Here is a 17,090-nt window from a genome sequence, read left to right on the forward strand (position 1 = left end):
CGCTCCAGAAAACATCATCACGGCCCTGCCTGCGTCACCGACTCACGCGCTGTTCTGCACCCCGTTGATTTTGGAGCATGCCGGGATCGCCGGCGAGGCGATCGCGCGCGCTGGCGCCGGTTCGCGCGGTCTTGTGCAAGAAGCGCCAGGCCAAACCGGCGGATGCAGCCGCCAGCGCGACGATGAACCCCCACCACACGCCATAGGGGCCCTGTGCTGTCGCCAAGCTGAGCGTCAGTGCCACCGGCATGCCGATCGCCCAGTACGCCGTGATCGTGATCCATGCCGGCACGCGCGTGTCCTTGATGCCGCGCAGCGCCCCGTTTGCCGTGGCCTGGACGCAGTCGAAGAACTGGAACAACGCCGCAAAATACAGAAAACGCACCGCGACAGCCGCCACTGCGGAAGACTCGGTGTACAGCGCAACGATCGCATCCGACAGCAGCGCCATGAGTGTCGCCGACAGCAGCGAAAAGCCGATGCCCAGCAACATACCGGTCTCACCGCGCAGGCGTACCGCAGCGCCATCCCCTGCGCCGGCTGCGTAACCGACGCGCACGGTCGTTGCAAACCCGATCGACAGCGGCACCATGAAGGCCAGTGAAGCGACATTGATCGCGATCTGATGCGCGGCGATGACATCGGCTCCAAAACGCGCCATCAAGAGCGCACCGACATTGAACATCCACGCCTCCGCCGCGACGATCAGCGCAATCGGTCCACCCAGGCGCAGCACTTCCCAGGTTTCCGGGCCCAGGCGCGGCCAGCCCGGCCGGAACAACTCCAGTGCGCGCAGCCTCGGCAGCCGGCGATACAAAACCGCATAGACCGCCACCATCGACCAACCGCCCAGCACGCTCGCCCACGCACAGCCTTCCGGCCCCAGTGCCGGCAACCCCAGCCGGCCATACATCAACAGGTAATCGAAGACCGCGTTGACGGTGAACCCAAAGCTGCCGGCCACAAGCGCCGTATGCACGAGCCCGTGTCCCTCGGCGACGTTGCGCGCCACGAAACACAGCGCAAACGGCACAGTGGCCCAGGACAGGGCCATCAGGTAGTCCCGGGCGTCGTCAGCAACCGGCGGCGGCAAAGCGAGCACAGTGAGCACACCCGGCGTCGCCAGTCGCATCGCCAGCATCCACAGCAACCCCATCCCCAGCGCCAGCAGCAGCACGCCGCGCACGAAACTGCCGGTCTGCACGGCGGGCCTGCCGGCGCCGATGTGCTGCGCGACGATCGGCGAGCAGGCCATCAACATACCCGAGAACACGATGAATGCGAGAAACCAGACGTTCGCGCCCACGGCCACTGCTGCGAGCGCATCTGCGCCCAGCCGGCCGGCAAAAATCGTGTCCACGGTGGACATTCCCATGAACGTCATCTGCGTGGCGATGATCGGCAGGGCCAAGCGCAGATTGGCCTGCGCCTCGCAGCGCAATGCAGGCAGAATCGGGATCGACATCTCGTTGCAGGTCAGTATCTGCGGCCTAGGTAGCGGCGCAAAAGGAGAATGCGCGGGCGCGACAGTGTGCGCATGTGCGCGGCGCGATGCCAGTTCTCGCCCGGCAAACTGGCCGTTTCAGAGCCCGGACGGGTTGTTGGGTCGGGTTGCCCCGATCGCCAGCGGCTCACCCACTCGCCGCCAGCAGGCGGGCGTTGCCCCCGACCGCAGCGGTATTGACCGTGAGCGTGCGCTCGGTGACGAAGCGCAGCAGATAATGCGGACCGCCGGCCTTGGGCCCGGTGCCGGACAGCCCCTCGCCGCCGAACGGTTGCACGCCGACGACGGCGCCGGTCATGCCGCGGTTGACGTAGCAATTGCCGACGCGCGCACGCGCCTGGATACGCCGCCAGGTCGATTCGATGCGCGAATGCACCCCCAGGGTCAGACCGTACCCGGTGGCATTGATGGCATCGACGACGGCCTCGACATCGGCCGCCGCGTAACGAACCACGTGCAGGATCGGCCCGAAGTGTTCCCCACGTAGCTGCTCGATGCCGTCGATCTCGACCGCGCACGGCGGGAAGTACGTCCCGTGCAGACACGACGGCGGCACTGCCAGATGCTCGATCGGCCGGCCCACGCGCTTGATCGCACTGGCATGGGCCTCCAGCCGCGTGCGCGCATCGGCATCGATGACCGGACCGATGTCGGTGGCGAGCAGCCCCGGATCACCGATGACCAGCTCGCGCATCGCGCCCCTGAGCATGGCCAGCGTCTTGTCGGCGATCTCGTGCTGCAGATAGAGCACGCGCAGCGCCGAGCAGCGCTGGCCGGCAGACAGAAAGGCCGAATGGATCACATCCTTCACCACCTGCTCGGGCAAGGCCGAGGAATCGACGATCATGGCGTTCTGCCCGCCGGTCTCGGCGATCAGCGTCGCAATCGGCCCCGGCCGCGCGGCGAGCGTGCGGTGGATCGCCTGCGCGACCTCGACCGAGCCGGTGAAGGCCACGCCGGCGATGCGCGGATCGGCGACGAGCGTCGCCCCCAGCGCACCGGCGCCGAGGACGAGCTGGAGCACATCGCGCGGCACACCGCAGGCGTGCAGCAGACGGACCATTTCGAATGCCACGAGATTGGTCTGTTCCGCTGGCTTGGCGATGACGGTATTGCCGGTAACCAGGGCCGCGGCGATCTGCCCGGTGAAGATCGCCAGCGGAAAATTCCACGGCGAGATACAAACGAATACGCCCTTGCCGTGGAGCTGCAATTCGTTGTGTTCACCCGTCGGTCCCGGCAGCACCTCGGGGTGAGCCATCAGCCGGCGCGCGGATGCCGCGTAATAGCGCAGAAAGTCCACCGCCTCGCGCACCTCGGATACGGCATCGGTGACGGTCTTACCCGCTTCGCGGATCAGCAGCCGCATGAACTCGGCATGACGCTCCTCGAGCCGGTCTGCCGCACGTTCGAGCATCGCCGCACGCTGATCGACCGCGAGCGCATTCCAGCGCGCCTGGGCACCCAGCGCAGCGGCAACGACCTCGGGCACCCGCTCGACAGGCAGCGCCACCCACTCACCGAGCCGGCGCCGGTGATCGGCAGGATCGAGCACCGGCGTCACCTCGCCGCCGGGGCCCTCGCCGCAGGCCAGCAGCGAGGTCGCCCGCTGCGGCGGCCGGGCGGCGCCCAGCGCGGCCTGCAGACCCACCACGACGCTCTCGTCGGCGAGATTCAGTCCGTGTGAGTTGCGCCGCGCCGCGCCATACAAATCGACCGGCAGCGGCAGGTTCGGATTGGGCTTGACGGCGAGCCGTGCAACGACCGTCACCGGATCTTCGACGAGCTGCTCGGGCGGCACCTGCTCATCGAAGATGCGGTTGACGAACGATGTATTGGCACCGTTCTCGAGCAGGCGGCGGACCAGATACGGCAGCAAGTCCTCGTGCGATCCCACCGGCGCGTACACCCGGCATGGTACCGGCAGATCCTCGCCGACGACGCGGTACAAGGCCTCGCCCATGCCGTGCAAGCGCTGGAATTCATAGCCACTGTCATCGCCGGCGTAGGCGCGCACCGCGGCCACGGTATGCGCATTGTGCGTCGCCAGCATCGGGTAGAACGCATCGCGCGCCGCGAGCAGACGCCGCGCGCAGGCCATGTAGGCGACATCGGTGTTGGCCTTGCGCGTAAACACCGGATAGCCCGGCAACCCCTGCTCCTGAGCGCGCTTGATCTCGGTATCCCAGTAGGCACCCTTGACCAGGCGCACCGGAATACGCCGACCGCTGGTGCGTGCCAGCTGCTCCAGCCAGTCGATGACGAACAGGCCGCGTTTCTGGAAAGCCTGCACGGCCAGACCGAAGCCTTCCCATGGTCCGATCGATACGTCGCGGAATACCGCTTCGAAGACATCCAGCGACAGCTCCAGCCGGTCGGCCTCCTCGGCATCGACGGTCAGCCCGATGTTCTGCATCTGGGCAAGCTGGACCAGCCGCCGCAGCCGCGGCGTCAACTCATCGAGCACACGACCGCGCTGCGCGAACGCGTAGCGCGGATGCAAGGCCGACAATTTCACCGAGATGCCGGGCCGGCCGAACACCGGCGCATCATGGCTGCTCTCCGCAGACGCGCCGATCGCCGCGATCGCCTGCTGATAGGCATCGAAGTAGCGCTCGGCATCGCCGGCCGTGAGCGCCGCCTCGCCGAGCATGTCGAAAGAATGCAGGTAACGGCGCTGCTCGCGGGCGCGGGCGTTACGCAAGGCCTCCTGGATCGTACGCCCCATGACGAACTGCGATCCCATCAGGCGCATCGCCTGACGGATCGCCATGCGAATCACCGGCTCGGTGGACTTGCTGATCATGCGGTTGATCGCGGCGCGGAAGTTGCCGGTGGTCTCGGGCGAAAGCCGGACGATACGGCCGGTCAGCATCAGTCCCCAGGTCGAGGCGTTGACGAACAGGGAATCCGATGCTCCCAGATGCGCCTCCCAATCGGCGTTCGCGAGCTTGTCGGCGATCAACTTCTCGGCGGTTTCGTCATCGGGGATGCGCAGCAGCGCCTCGGCCAGGCACATCAGCAGCACACCCTCCTCGGAGGACAGGTCGTATTGCTGCATGAACGCATCGAGTGGGGATTGCGCGTCGCGCAGGCGGCGCACCCGTCGCACCCAGTCGGCGGCACGGTTTGCGATCGCCTCGGCGGCCGGCGGCGCGAGGCGGGCGATCGAGAGCAGACGATCGACGAGCGCCGTCTCGTCGGCGAGATAATGAGCCGTTATCGCGGCACGCCGCGCATCCCGCTCGGGCCATGCGTCGGCAAAGAGGTATGCGGGTTCAGCGTTCATGCCAGCAGGCGCTCACGGTGGACACCGCATTGTAGGCAGGACGGCAGACTCGCCCCTGAGGGCTTACCCCGAAACAGGTCTGGGCGAGACACGCCGGGCAGACCGCCCGGCGCTTTAGACCAGACCGAGATTGGCCGCCTTGAGCGCGGCTTCGGCGCGCGAGGACACGCCGAGTTTGCGGTAAACGGACTTGATGTAACCGGCCGCGGTATTGCGGCTGATGCCGAGCATCTCGGCAACTTCCGGCAACCGCATGCCCTTGGCGATCAGCATCAGCACCTCGCGCTCGCGCGGCGACAGCGCTGCCTCCTCTTCCTCCGGCCCACCGTCGACCGCCGCCTGGACCGGCGGCGCACCGAACGCCGCGAGCATGCGCTGCGCGACCAGCGCCGACAGCGGCGGCTCGCCGTCGGCAATGCTTCTGAGTGCGCGCCGCACCTTGGCATCGGGCTCGTCCTTGAGCAGATAACCCTGCACGCCGGCGCGCAGCGCGGCGAACAAATGCTCGTCGTCGGCGTAGATCGTCGTCACCACCCGCAAGCATTCGGGATACTGTTGGGCAGCGAACCGCAGCAAATCGATGCCGGAGCCGTCCGGCAGACCGAGATCGACCAGCACCAGATCGGGCTGATACATCGACAGCTTGCGCTGTCCCTCGCGTACCGATGCGGCAACGTAGATTTCGCAGTCGAAAACTTCCTGCAGCAGACCCGACAGCCACGCCGCCGCCGACGCGACGTCCTCGACCACGAGCGCACGTTCGATCTTTTTCATCGGCGCACATCCTGGATCAGGTTGCAGTCACCCGCGGCATGGAGTCATACCCGATCGATGGCCGAATTCTCTCATTCATGCGTTTGCCTGCGCGTTTGCCTGCAACGACAACAGCGGCACCTCCAGCACCACCTTGACTCCTCCTCCGGGTTCCTCGACCCAGCGCACGCTGCCTCCGAGCGAGGCCGCGCGTTCCTGCATGCCCGAGGTCCCGGTTCCGCCGGAGGCGGCGCGCAAGGCTCCCCCGTCGTTGGCGATCTCGAAGCTGAGCCATCCATCGCGGCAGGCGATGCTGACGCATATGGCGCGCGCACGGCCATGGCGGATCGCATTGGTCACGGCTTCCCGCATGATGCGGAACAGATTCAGCGCGCTGGCGCCTGCCACCACCACGTCCGGCGTCGCCGGATCTTGCCGCCATCCCAGATTCACGCCGAAGGCCTCCAAGCGCTGCTCCATCTCGTCGCGGATCTGCGCAAGGACCTCGAGCAGCGTTCCCGGCGGACGACGTGAGCGGGAGACGATATCACGCAGATCGTAGATGATCGACCGCACCAGGTCGGCCTGGCGCACGTCATCGACGGTGTGCAGCAACGCCAGCAACTTCACCCCGATGTCATCGTGCAGGTCACGGAAAATCTTGGCGCGCTCCTGAGCGGCGATTTGTTCGCGCTCGTGGGCATCGGGGAGCGGCGGCGGCACGGTCTGCGCCAGCCGGCGCGCTCGCGATGCCCGGACGCAGGTGCACGCGGCACACGCCGCGCAGCCGACCAGCGCGGCGATTGCGATGACGACGATGGCATTCACGAGCGACAAGCAGTCCTCCACCCAGGTGACAGGTGATACACGAGCGCGCACCCCCCTGTCGAGCCGAGCGGCAAACCGTCACAATGACGGCATGTCCGCCGCACTTGCCTTGGTCACCTGCCCGCACGATGCCGCCGAGCGTCTGGCAACGGCCTTGGTCGAGGCCCGGGTTGCCGCCTGCGTCAACATCGTCGCGCACGTGCGCTCGGTCTATCGCTGGAATGGCGAGCTGTGCCGCGACGACGAAGCCCTGTTGCTGATCAAGCATCCGTCCGCCGGTTTCGAGGCCCTGCGCGCCGCAGTGCTGGCCCATCATCCTTACGAACTTCCGGAGATCGTGGCGGTCGATCTGGACCGCGGCCATGCGCCCTATCTGGACTGGCTGCTCGCATCCTGCGCGCGCGCCCCTTAAAACCGCCCGCGCTTTTTGCCCGATCCACCGGACCCATGCGCAGCGTCCTGCTTTACATCCTGCTCGCTCTTGCCGCCGGCGCCGCCGGTTTTGGCGCATACCGTCTGTATGAATCCGCGACCGCGGCCGATCATCCCCTGCTCGGGCAACCGGCACCGGACGTCGTCCTCGCCGAACAGGATGGGCGGGCACTGCCTTTGTCGAACTGGCGCGGGCGCTGGGTCCTCGTGAATTTCTGGGCGAGCTGGTGCGCACCCTGCATGGAAGAGCTGCCGCTGCTCGTCGAAGCGCAGCGCCGCTATGGCGCGCAGGGCCTGCAAATCGTCGGACCTGCGCTCGATGAACGAGAAGCCGTATCTGCGGTCAGCGCGCGCCTGGGCATCACGTATCCGGTCATGGCCGACTTCGCCCGCGCCGATGCCGCGATGCAAGCGCTGGGCAATACCCAGGGCGCGCTTCCGTACAGCGTGTTGATCGACCCCGCCGGGCGGATACAGGAAATTGTGCTCGGCGCGCTGTCCGCGGACCGTCTGGAAAAATTGATTACCCGCGCCCTCGACTCGTCGTCGGACTGACAAAATTGCGCCGATCTGCGTGCAACTGCATGCATCTTGTCTTGTTTCTGCCGGCTCGTGCACAATGCCGGCAAACCGCATCCGAGTCGTTCTTTGAGCCATCTGTTGCTTCTCAACGGACCCAACCTCAACTTGTTGGGCACGCGCGAGCCCGGCCTGTACGGCCGCTGCACGCTGGCCGAGATCGAACAGGCGCTGTGCGCGCAGGCCCAAGAGCTCGGCCATCGCCTGACCTGCTTCCAGAGCAACCATGAAGGGGAGCTGGTCGACCGCGTGCAACAGGCCCGCAGCGAAGACGTCGCCTTCATCCTGATCAATCCGGGCGCCTATACCCACACCAGCGTCGCACTGCGTGACGCCTTGCTGGCGGTGGCGATCCCATTCATCGAGATCCACGTCTCGAACGTGTATGCGCGGGAGTCTTTCCGCCGGCATTCCTATCTGTCGGACATCGCATCCGGCATCATCATCGGCTGCGGTCCGCTGGGGTACCGCCTGGCGCTGCTGGCCGCCCACGAGCGGCTGGCGACAGCGTCACACAGCTAAGGTCCCCGCAGACCCACATCCGCCCTGGAGGGGCACCATGGACTTACGCAAGATCAAGACGCTCATCGAATTGGTCGAGCACAGCGGCATTTCCGAACTGGAGGTGCGCGAGGGGGAAGAATCCGTCCGGATCAGCCGTCACACACCGCCACCGGCCGCGGCCGTGCAGTACGTCGCGCCCCCTCCGGCCGTGGCGACCGCGCCTGCCACCGTCCCCGCAGCACCGGCAGCACCCGCTGCCACCACGCCTGCGCAACCCACGCCACCGGCCACGGCAGAGCGCAAGCCGGACCACCGGCACATCGTCCGCGCACCGATGGTCGGCACGTTCTACCGGGCACCCTCGCCCGGTGCCAAGCCTTTCGTCGAGGTGGGCCAGACGGTCAAGGTCGGCCAGGTGCTGTGCATCATCGAAGCGATGAAAATGCTCAACCAGATCGAGGCCGACAAAGCCGGCGTGATCGCCGAGATTCTCGTCGAGAACGAAAAACCGGTGGAGTACGACCAGCCGCTGTTCGTCATCGAATGACGCGGATCCCATGAAGCAGATCAAGAAGATCCTCATCGCCAACCGCGGTGAGATCGCCCTGCGCATCCTGCGTTGCTGCCGCGAGCTGGGGATCAAGACGGTGGCCATTTATTCGACGGCCGACCGCGAACAAAAGCACGTGGCATTGGCCGACGAGGCCGTCTGCATCGGCCCGCCGCAGGCCGGACGCAGCTATCTGAACATGGCGGCGATCATCTCCGCCGCCGAAGTCACCCAGGCCGATGCGATCCACCCCGGCTATGGCTTTTTGTCGGAGAATGCGGACTTCGCCGAATCGGTGGAAAAATCCGGCTTTATCTTCATCGGCCCACGTCCGGAAACGATCCGCCTGATGGGCTCGAAGACCAATGCCAAGGCCGAGATGATCGCCGCCGGCGTACCCTGCGTGCCCGGCTCCGAGGGGATATTGCCGGATGACGAGCACGCCTGCCTCGACATTGCCGCACGGATCGGCTATCCGGTGTTGATCAAGGCCGCATCCGGTGGCGGCGGGCGTGGCATGCATGTCGTGCGCGCCGAACACGAGCTGATCCAAAAAATCCAGCTCGCACGCGCCGAGGCACAGGCCGCCTTCCGCGATGGCAGCGTATTTATGGAGAAGTACCTGGAGACGCCGCGACACATCGAGTTCCAGGTGCTCTCCGACGGCCAGGGCAACGCCATCCACCTCGGCGAGCGCGACTGCTCCATGCAGCGGCGCAACCAGAAGGTCGTCGAGGAATCGCCGGCGCCCGGCATCACGGAGCAACAGCGGGCCGAAATCGGCGCACTGTGCGTGGCCGCGTGCAAGCGTATCGGCTACCGCGGTGCCGGCACCTTCGAGTTCCTCTATGAGAACGGGCAGTTCTACTTCATCGAGATGAACACCCGGATCCAGGTCGAGCATCCGGTGACGGAAATGGTCACCGGCATCGATTTGATCCGGGAGATGATCCAGATCGCCGACGGCCGGCCGCTGGCGCTGCGCCAGGAAGACATCGTCCTGCGCGGTCACGCGATCGAATGCCGCATCAACGCCGAACATCCGCGCACGTTTGTCCCATCACCGGGCGAGATCCGCAAATACCACGCACCAGGTGGCCCCGGCATCCGGCTCGACTCGCACTGCTATGCCGGTTACAGGGTGCCGCCGCACTACGACTCGATGATCGGCAAGCTGATCGCCTGGGGGCCGAACCGTACCTCCGCAATCGCCCGCATGCACCAGGCGCTGTCGGAGATGGTCGTCGAGGGAATCCACGTCAACATTCCGCTGCAGCGGCGTATCATGGCCGACGAGGTATTCGCCGAAGGCGCGCACCATATCCACTACCTGGAGTCGCTGCTGGGTCAGTGGGCGCAGGAGTCGGAGTGAGGCGCCGGTGCGCACCCCGCCCGATCCTTGGTGCGACTGACTACTGCGCGCACCACCGGCTGGCGCGCCGGCAATAGGCATTTCATCGGCCGACGCGGATAATCGGTAGCCAGTCCCCTTTTGCTTTGCTGACAAGGAGCATGCGATGAAACCCTATGGCCGCAAGGTCGCCATCCTCGGTGGTGTGCGCATTCCGTTCGCGCGCTCGAACACGGCGTACGCGACCAAATCCAACCAGGACATGTTGACCGCCGCGCTCAAGGGCGTGGTCGATCGCTTCCAGCTGCATGGCGAGCGCATCGGCGAAGTGCAGGCCGGCGCCGTGCTCAAGCACTCGCGCGACTTCAACCTGTGCCGCGAGTCGGTGCTCTCGTGCGGCCTGTCGCCGGACACTGCGGCATCCGACGTACAAATGGCCTGCGGCACCGGTCTGCAGGCGGCGATCAACGTCGCCAACAAGATCGCGCTCGGCCAGATCGAGTCCGGCATCGCCGGCGGTGTGGACACCACCTCCGACGCACCGATCGAAGTCAACGACCGGCTGCGCAAGATCCTGCTCGAAGTCAATCGCGCCAAGACCACCGGCGCGCGTCTCAAGGCGCTGGCCAAGTTCCGGCCGTCGATGCTCGCACCAGCCATCCCAACCAATGGCGAACCGCGTACGCGCATGAGCATGGGCCAGCACTGCGAGGTGATGGCCAAGGAATGGGAGATTTCACGCGCCGAGCAGGACCAGCTTGCCTACGAATCACACAAAAAAGCAGCGCGGGCCTATGAAGAGGGCTTTTACAACGATCTCGTGGTGCCGTTCGCCGGACTGACGCGCGACAACAACCTGCGCCCCGACGTCTCGCTCGAGAAGCTGGCGTCGCTCGCCCCAGCCTTCGACCGCAAATCCGGCCAGGGCACGCTCACCGCCGGCAACTCGACGCCGCTGACCGACGGCGCCTCAGCCGTGCTGCTCGCCTCTGAAGACTGGGCAAGCGCACATGGCTTCAAGCCGCTCGCCTATCTCACGCACGTGGAAACCGCTGCCGTCGATTTCGCCGGGCCGCGCAAGGAAGGCCTGCTGATGGCACCGGCCTATGCGGTGCCGCGCATGCTCGCGCGCGCCGGCATCACGCTGCAGGACTTCGACTTCTATGAAATCCACGAAGCCTTCGCCGCACAAGTGCTGTGCACGCTCAAAGCCTGGGAGGACCCCAAGTTCTGCAAGGAGCGCCTGGGTCTCGACAAACCGCTGGGCGCGATCGACCGCAGCAAGATGAACGTCAAGGGCGGCAGCCTGGCCACGGGCCATCCCTTCGCCGCGACCGGCGGCCGCATCCTCGCCTCGCTGGCCAAGATCATCCACGAAAACGGCGGCGGACGCGGTCTGATCTCGATCTGCGCGGCTGGCGGCCAGGGCGTCGTCGCCATCGTCGAGGGCGCCTGAAGCCTGACATCCGCCGCCTTGGGCGCATCAGGTGCATCAATTGCGCTGGCCATCAAAAGCCCGGCTCCGTGCCGGGCTTTTTCGTGCTATCTGAGAAGCTTCCCGCTGCAGCAATGCAAATCCGATTCGGCATAATCGACTCCTGCTTCATGGGGGAGTCTCGATGGATCTGCTACGCACCAAACCGGTCGAGCGCACGCTCGATGCCGATACCGGCCTCAAGCGTGAACTGACTGCTTTCGATCTGGTGATGCTCGGAATCGGCGCTATCATCGGCGCCGGCATTTTCGTGCTGACCGGCATCTCAGCCGCAACCCACGCAGGGCCGGCCGTGGTGCTGTCCTTCGTCGTCGCCGGCATCGCCTGCGCCTGCGCGGCGCTCTCTTATGCGGAACTCGCGTCCTCGGTCGGCGGCTGCGGCAGCGCCTATGGCTATGGGTATGCCGGACTGGGCGAATTCGCGGGCTGGGTGATCGGCTGGATGCTGCTCGCCGAATATGCGATCGCGGTCGCCGCCGTGGCCGTCGGCTGGTCCGGCTATCTCGCCAATGGATTGCAGACGATCGGCATGCCGATCCCCGCGCACTTGCTGCACGGCCCTCTGGACCCGCAGTCTCCGGGACTGATCAATCTGCCGGCGGCGCTGCTGCTGGCGTTCCTCGCGGTGCTGATCGCCAGCGGCGCGAAGGTCAGCGCACGCGTGAACATGATCATCGTCTTCGTCAAGCTGGCGACGATTCTCCTGTTCATCGCCGTTGCGCTGCCGCACGTGGACGCCGCGAACTGGACGCCCTTCATCCCACCAGTGGAAACCGCCGAAGATGGCAGCACGCGCTTTGGCGTGATGGGCATTTTTGCCGGGGCCGCGATCGTCTTTTTCGCGTATATCGGCTTCGATGCCGTCTCGACTTCGGCCGAGGAGACGCGCCATCCGCAGCGCGACCTGCCGATCGGCATCATCGGCTCGCTACTGGTCTGCACAGTGCTCTACATCGCCGTATCGGGACTGCTGACCGGCATCGTCAACTACCGTGAACTGAACGTGCCCTCTCCGGTTGCCCACGCCTTGCTGCGTATCGGCGAAAACTGGGCTGCGGGCCTGATCTCGATCGGCGCGATCGCCGGGCTGACGACCGTCTGCCTGGTGATGTATTTCGCCCTGACGCGTCTGCTGTTCGCGATCTGCCGGGATGGTCTGCTGCCACGCTCGCTGGCCACCATCCATCCACGCACCGGCACACCGACACGCATCGTCGTGCTGGTCGGTATCATCATGATCGGCATGTCGGGCTTCGTGCCTCTTGATAAACTCGCCCACCTCGTCAACATCTCCACGCTCGCCGCCTTCGTCGTCGTCTGCGCTGGCGTGATCGCCTTGCGCCGTACCCGTGCAGACCTGCCGCGGCCATTCAAGGTGCCGCTGTATCCGTTCGTGCCGCTGCTGGGCATCGTCGTGTGTATCTGGCTGATGCTCAACCTGCCGTGGGTGACCTGGCTCGCCTTTGCGCTGTGGATGGCGTTGGGCCTGGCGATCTACTTCCTGTACTCGTACTCGCACAGCGAGCTGGCGCGCAAAACCTGATTCTTGCCGCGTCCGTCGATACTTTGACGTCCTAAATTGACCACGGAACCCGACCGCTCATGGACGCTTTCTTCGCCGCGCTCGACGCGATCAATGCCGTCATGCTCGGCGTACCGATGCTGCTGTGCCTGCTGGCCGTCGGCATCTTGTTCACCCTGTGGAGCGGCTTTGGCCAGTGGCGTTCGCTGACCCACGGCGTACAACTCATCCGCGGCAAAGTGCCCGGCATCTCCGGCGAGGGCCCCGGTGCGTTATCGCATTTCCAGGCATTGTCGGCGGCGCTGTCGGCCACCGTCGGCCTGGGTAACATCGGCGGCGTGGCCATCGCCGTGTCGATCGGCGGCCCCGGCGCGGTGTTCTGGATGTGGGTGGTTGGTTTTGCCGGCATGGCGATCAAGAGCACCGAAGTCACGCTGTCCCTGCTCTACCGCAACACCGACGATCCAGCCAATCCGCACGGCGGAACGATGTGGGTCTGCAAAAAAGGATATGCGCAACTATCCCCGCGACTCACCGGCCTCGGCGCCCTCGCCGGCGGACTGTTCGCCGTCGCCTTGATCCTGTTTGGTTTCACCGGCGGGAACATGTTTCAGGCCTGGAATGCGGCCGAGATCGCGCGGGCTTATTTCGGCGTGCCGAGCTGGATCTCCGGCGCCATCATGACCGTACTCGTCGGCGCGGTGATCCTCGGCGGCATCCGCCGGATCGGCCAGATCGCAGGCGTGCTCGTGCCGATCATGTGCGGTCTTTATGTCATCGGCGCACTCTACGTCATTGCCGTCAATCTCGATCGCATTCCCGAAGTCTTTTCGCTGATCTTCCACAGTGCTTTTGCGCCCGCGCAGGCCACGGGTGCCTTCATCGGCGCGAGCCTGGGCACGGCCTTCATTTTCGGCATGAAACGCGCGCTGTTCTCGTCAGAGTCGGGCCTGGGTTCCGCGCCAATCGCCCATTCTGCGGTGAAAACACCGGAACCGGTGACCGAAGGCGTGGTCGCCGGGCTCGAACCTTTCGTCGATACTCTCATCATCTGTACGATGACGGCGCTGGTGATTCTGATCAGCGGCGTGTGGAACCGCGGCCCCGCCGTGGTCTGGGACACGCCGCCAGCACTCACCGAGGTCGCGCCTGGACGCTGGGCGCCCGCGCCCATACCCTTGCCAGCCAGCGCAGAGCCGACGCTCGCCGCAGGTGATCAGGTCTTCATCGTCGTCGAGGATGCGCAAGGCGTGCGCAGCAAGCTGTTCGGCAACGTCACCGGCCGGGCCAGCGAGCGTCGCATCGACTGGCGGCCGCTCGCCGCGATGACCGCACCGCGCGTGGTCGAGAACGGTATTTTCGCCGATTACCCGGGATCGACGCTGACCGCCAAAGCCTTCGATTCCGCACATCCCGGCCTGGGACAATGGATGGTATCGATCACCGTCTGGTTGTTCGCGATTTCGACGATGATCACCTGGAGCTATTATGGGGAGCAGGGTGTCGTGTACCTCGCCGGTACGCGTTGGGTTCTGCCGTATCGCCTGCTCTGGTGCGCGCTGATCTTCGTCACCTGCCTGGGCTTCATCCGTACCGACAGGGAGCTGGATACCTTCAGCACCGTGGCGCTCGGTTTCATGCTGGCGATCAATCTGCCGACGATGCTGCTGCTCGGACACAAGGCCATGGCGGCTTATCACGACTACTTCGCACGCCGGTCACGCGGCGAGATCGGACAGCACCGGCGCACCTAGGCCAGAGAACCAGGAATCCAGCGTCTGTCGACACACAAACGACGAAATCGTGCCGAGCCGATGATCACCATTGCTGAGCACCGACAGGACACACGCAGCGGGGTGCTGTTGGTCAACCTCGGCACGCCGGACCGACCCACGGTGCCAGCGATTCGCCGCTACCTGCGCGAGTTTCTCAGCGACCCGCGTGTCATCGAGACACCGCGCGCAATGTGGCTGCCGATTCTCTACGGCTTCATCCTGCCGTTGCGCCCGCGCAAGCTCGTACACGCCTATGCCAGTATCTGGACATCCGAGGGCTCGCCCCTGCTCGCCATCGGACGGGCCCAGCAGGCGGCATTGCAGCGCCGACTGGGCGAGGACACACCGGTCGCCCTGGCGATGCGCTACGGTCGGCCTTCGATCGGGGATGCGCTCGACACCTTACTCGCGCAGGGCGTACGCCATCTGGTGGTGCTGCCGCTCTACCCGCAGTATTCGGCGACGACGACGGCCTCGGTCTACGATGCGTTGTTCACTGCGCTCAAACACCGGCGGTGGATCCCGGAATTGCGTACGCTGAGCGGCTATCACGACGACGCAGGTTATATCGACGCGCTCGCCGCGAGCGTCCAGCGTCATTGGGACCGTCACGGCCGCGGCGAGCACCTGCTGATGTCCTTTCACTCGATCCCGCTGCGCTATTTCCAGGCCGGCGATCCGTATTACTGTTTCTGCCAGAAGACTGCCCGCCTGCTCGCAAATGCCTTGCACCTCGCCGACGGGCAATGGAGTGTCGGCTTTCAGTCGCGCGTGGGGCGCGCACGCTGGCTGTCGCCGTACACCGATGCGCGCATCACCGAACTCGCCCGCCATGGCGTCCGCACACTGGATGTGATTTGCCCGGGCTTCGCGGCCGACTGCCTGGAGACCCTCGAAGAAGTCGCGCAGCGCTATGCCCGGGATTTCCGTGCTGCGGGCGGCGAGACGCTGCGCTACATACCGGCCCTCAACGCTGATCCCGCACACATCGAAGCGCTCGCAAGCCTCATCGAGCGGGCACGAGCCGGCTGGACACCGGTAACCCAAGACCAAGAGACGGTTCACGAACGCGAGCGGCGCGCCCAAAGCTGCCTGCGTATCCTCGGGATTTGAGGCTGGCGGCACACGCGTGGCGTGACCATCGCCCCAAACGAAAACCCCCGCTGCATCTGCAGCGGGGGGTTTGTCGTCCCAAACCGCAAGGCGAAAGGTTAGCGCCCGGCCGTCGTACGCACCTCGGCACGGCGGTTGGCGGCGCGGCCCTCGGCAGTCGTATTCGGTGCCACCGGCTTGGACTCGCCGAAGGACGTCGTATCGATGCGGTCGCCGGCCACACCCTTGCGCATCAGGTACTGCTTGACGGCATTGGCGCGGCGCTCGCCGAGACCCATGTTGTAGCCCTCGGTACCGGTCCAGTCGGTATGGCCATCGACCTTGACCCGCAGCGTCGGATAACGCTCGCTCAGGGAGTTGATGGTCTTGGCGGCGTCGTCGAGCATCTCCTGCGCGTAGGCGCTCAGGTCGGAACGGTCGAACGCAAAATGCACATCCTCGAACCGCAGCTCCGATCCTTCACCGATGACGCGGAAACCCTTGCCGCTCTTGCCGACCGGGCAGCCGTCGGCATCGACAGCGAGACCCTTGCTGGTACCCGGGCACTTGTCCTTGGCATCCGGCACGCCGTCTCCATCGCTGTCTGCAGTCAGCGGACAGCCCTTGGTATCGACCCGGGTACCCTTGGGGGTACCTGGGCACTGATCAGACGCATCGGGAACACCATCACCATCGGCATCGCCGCTGCTCTGGTCATCCACCGCCTTTGGCCCCAACGCGGCCACCAGGCCGATGCGGACCACCGGTTCCTCAAAGTCGCCGACACCGGCCAGCTCATCGGTGCCCACCCACCGGTAGCGGACATCGGCGCGCATGCCGATGTCGCCACTGCCGACATCGAAATACTTGAAGAAGCCGACACCGATGTCCCCAAAAGGATCGGTCGAACTGCCAGTGCCGCTCTTCAGATCGGTCTGGATCGCACCGATACCGAGGCCAACGTACGGGGAAAACCGGCGATCGCGGGAATAGAAGAACAGGCTGTCGAGCCGGCCGCCATACTCGCGCCAGGTGTTGCCGCCAGCGCCGGCCTTGTCGAACTGGCCGTGGAACGCACCGAACTCCAAGCCCCAGTACTCGCTCAGCGCCTTACCTGCGCCGAGGAAGAAACCTTGTCCTTCATCGGAGACGCGGTCGTCGTCCTCGAAGACATAACTGTAGCCGCCGGTCACATACGGACGCATCTCATCGGCCGCCGACACCGCCATGGGTGCCAGTACCCCCAGAATCAGCGCAACTCCGGCGCCGGTTGTTCTTCTCATCGCTTGATCTCCAACCTGTCTGATGACTCCAACGAGCTGACAACCCGCCCAAGGCTGTGCGTATCATTATGCTGAATGCAGGGCTCGCACAGCGTGAACTTCGGCACGCTGCCCTTTTGCATCGCTGGCCGCC

At 65.4% G+C, this 17,090-nt stretch carries 14 protein-coding genes; 9 read left to right on the top strand and 5 right to left on the bottom strand.

Annotated features, from left to right (window positions below):
• Positions 1-34 precede the first annotated feature (34 nt).
• The 4 genes from BMZ48_RS06725 to BMZ48_RS06740 form a co-directional block, all read right to left on the bottom strand.
• Positions 35-1,465 carry an MATE family efflux transporter gene (locus BMZ48_RS06725; RefSeq protein ID WP_091533204.1) on the bottom strand — a complete coding sequence of 477 codons (1,431 nt, stop codon included), beginning with the start codon at positions 1,463-1,465 and terminating at the stop codon, positions 35-37.
• 166 nt (positions 1,466-1,631) lie between these two features.
• Positions 1,632-4,793 carry a bifunctional proline dehydrogenase/L-glutamate gamma-semialdehyde dehydrogenase PutA gene (putA, locus tag BMZ48_RS06730; protein ID WP_091533206.1) on the bottom strand — a complete coding sequence of 1,054 codons (3,162 nt, stop codon included), beginning with the start codon at positions 4,791-4,793 and terminating at the stop codon, positions 1,632-1,634.
• Positions 4,794-4,907: 114 nt separating this feature from the next.
• Positions 4,908-5,567 (bottom strand): response regulator, encoded by a 660-nt coding sequence (locus BMZ48_RS06735; RefSeq protein ID WP_200769552.1) that lies wholly within the window; start codon positions 5,565-5,567, stop codon positions 4,908-4,910.
• A gap of 75 nt (positions 5,568-5,642) precedes the next feature.
• A complete protein-coding gene (locus BMZ48_RS06740; RefSeq protein ID WP_366450320.1) occupies positions 5,643-6,374 on the bottom strand; it encodes a sensor histidine kinase in 732 nt (243 codons plus the stop codon).
• 91 nt (positions 6,375-6,465) lie between these two features.
• On the opposite strand from BMZ48_RS06740, the gene cutA reads away from it, so the two are divergent.
• From cutA to hemH, 9 genes are all read left to right on the top strand, one after another.
• Positions 6,466-6,786 carry a divalent-cation tolerance protein CutA gene (cutA, locus tag BMZ48_RS06745; RefSeq protein WP_091533210.1) on the top strand — a complete coding sequence of 107 codons (321 nt, stop codon included), beginning with the start codon at positions 6,466-6,468 and terminating at the stop codon, positions 6,784-6,786.
• 35 nt (positions 6,787-6,821) lie between these two features.
• On the top strand, positions 6,822-7,361 hold the full coding sequence (locus BMZ48_RS06750) for a TlpA family protein disulfide reductase (protein ID WP_091533212.1): 540 nt from the start codon (positions 6,822-6,824) through the stop codon (positions 7,359-7,361).
• Between the two features lie 93 nt (positions 7,362-7,454).
• Positions 7,455-7,907, top strand: a complete 453-nt coding sequence (gene aroQ, locus BMZ48_RS06755; protein WP_091533416.1) for a type II 3-dehydroquinate dehydratase — start codon at positions 7,455-7,457, stop codon at positions 7,905-7,907.
• A gap of 37 nt (positions 7,908-7,944) precedes the next feature.
• Entirely contained in the window at positions 7,945-8,436 is a 492-nt protein-coding gene (accB, locus tag BMZ48_RS06760) for an acetyl-CoA carboxylase biotin carboxyl carrier protein (protein WP_091533214.1), read from the top strand.
• Between the two features lie 10 nt (positions 8,437-8,446).
• Positions 8,447-9,811 (top strand): acetyl-CoA carboxylase biotin carboxylase subunit, encoded by a 1,365-nt coding sequence (gene accC, locus BMZ48_RS06765; protein ID WP_091533216.1) that lies wholly within the window; start codon positions 8,447-8,449, stop codon positions 9,809-9,811.
• A gap of 145 nt (positions 9,812-9,956) precedes the next feature.
• On the top strand, positions 9,957-11,246 hold the full coding sequence (locus BMZ48_RS06770) for an acetyl-CoA C-acetyltransferase (protein ID WP_091533218.1): 1,290 nt from the start codon (positions 9,957-9,959) through the stop codon (positions 11,244-11,246).
• Between the two features lie 163 nt (positions 11,247-11,409).
• Positions 11,410-12,828, top strand: coding sequence for an amino acid permease (locus BMZ48_RS06775; RefSeq protein ID WP_091533219.1), 1,419 nt, complete (start codon positions 11,410-11,412; stop codon positions 12,826-12,828).
• 59 nt (positions 12,829-12,887) lie between these two features.
• On the top strand, positions 12,888-14,561 hold the full coding sequence (locus BMZ48_RS06780) for an alanine/glycine:cation symporter family protein (RefSeq protein WP_091533221.1): 1,674 nt from the start codon (positions 12,888-12,890) through the stop codon (positions 14,559-14,561).
• Positions 14,562-14,621: 60 nt separating this feature from the next.
• Complete coding sequence (gene hemH, locus BMZ48_RS06785) at positions 14,622-15,695, top strand: ferrochelatase (RefSeq protein ID WP_091533224.1); 1,074 nt, start codon at positions 14,622-14,624, stop codon at positions 15,693-15,695.
• Between the two features lie 98 nt (positions 15,696-15,793).
• Here hemH and BMZ48_RS13325 read toward each other — a convergent pair whose 3' ends face one another.
• Positions 15,794-16,957: an OmpA family protein gene (locus tag BMZ48_RS13325; RefSeq protein ID WP_091533226.1), complete on the bottom strand. Its 1,164-nt coding sequence runs from the start codon at positions 16,955-16,957 to the stop codon at positions 15,794-15,796.
• Positions 16,958-17,090: the final 133 nt, after the last annotated feature.

It is taken from the genome of Fontimonas thermophila (genome assembly GCF_900113085.1).
GTDB classification, from domain to species: Bacteria; Pseudomonadota; Gammaproteobacteria; order Nevskiales; family Nevskiaceae; genus Solimonas; species Solimonas thermophila.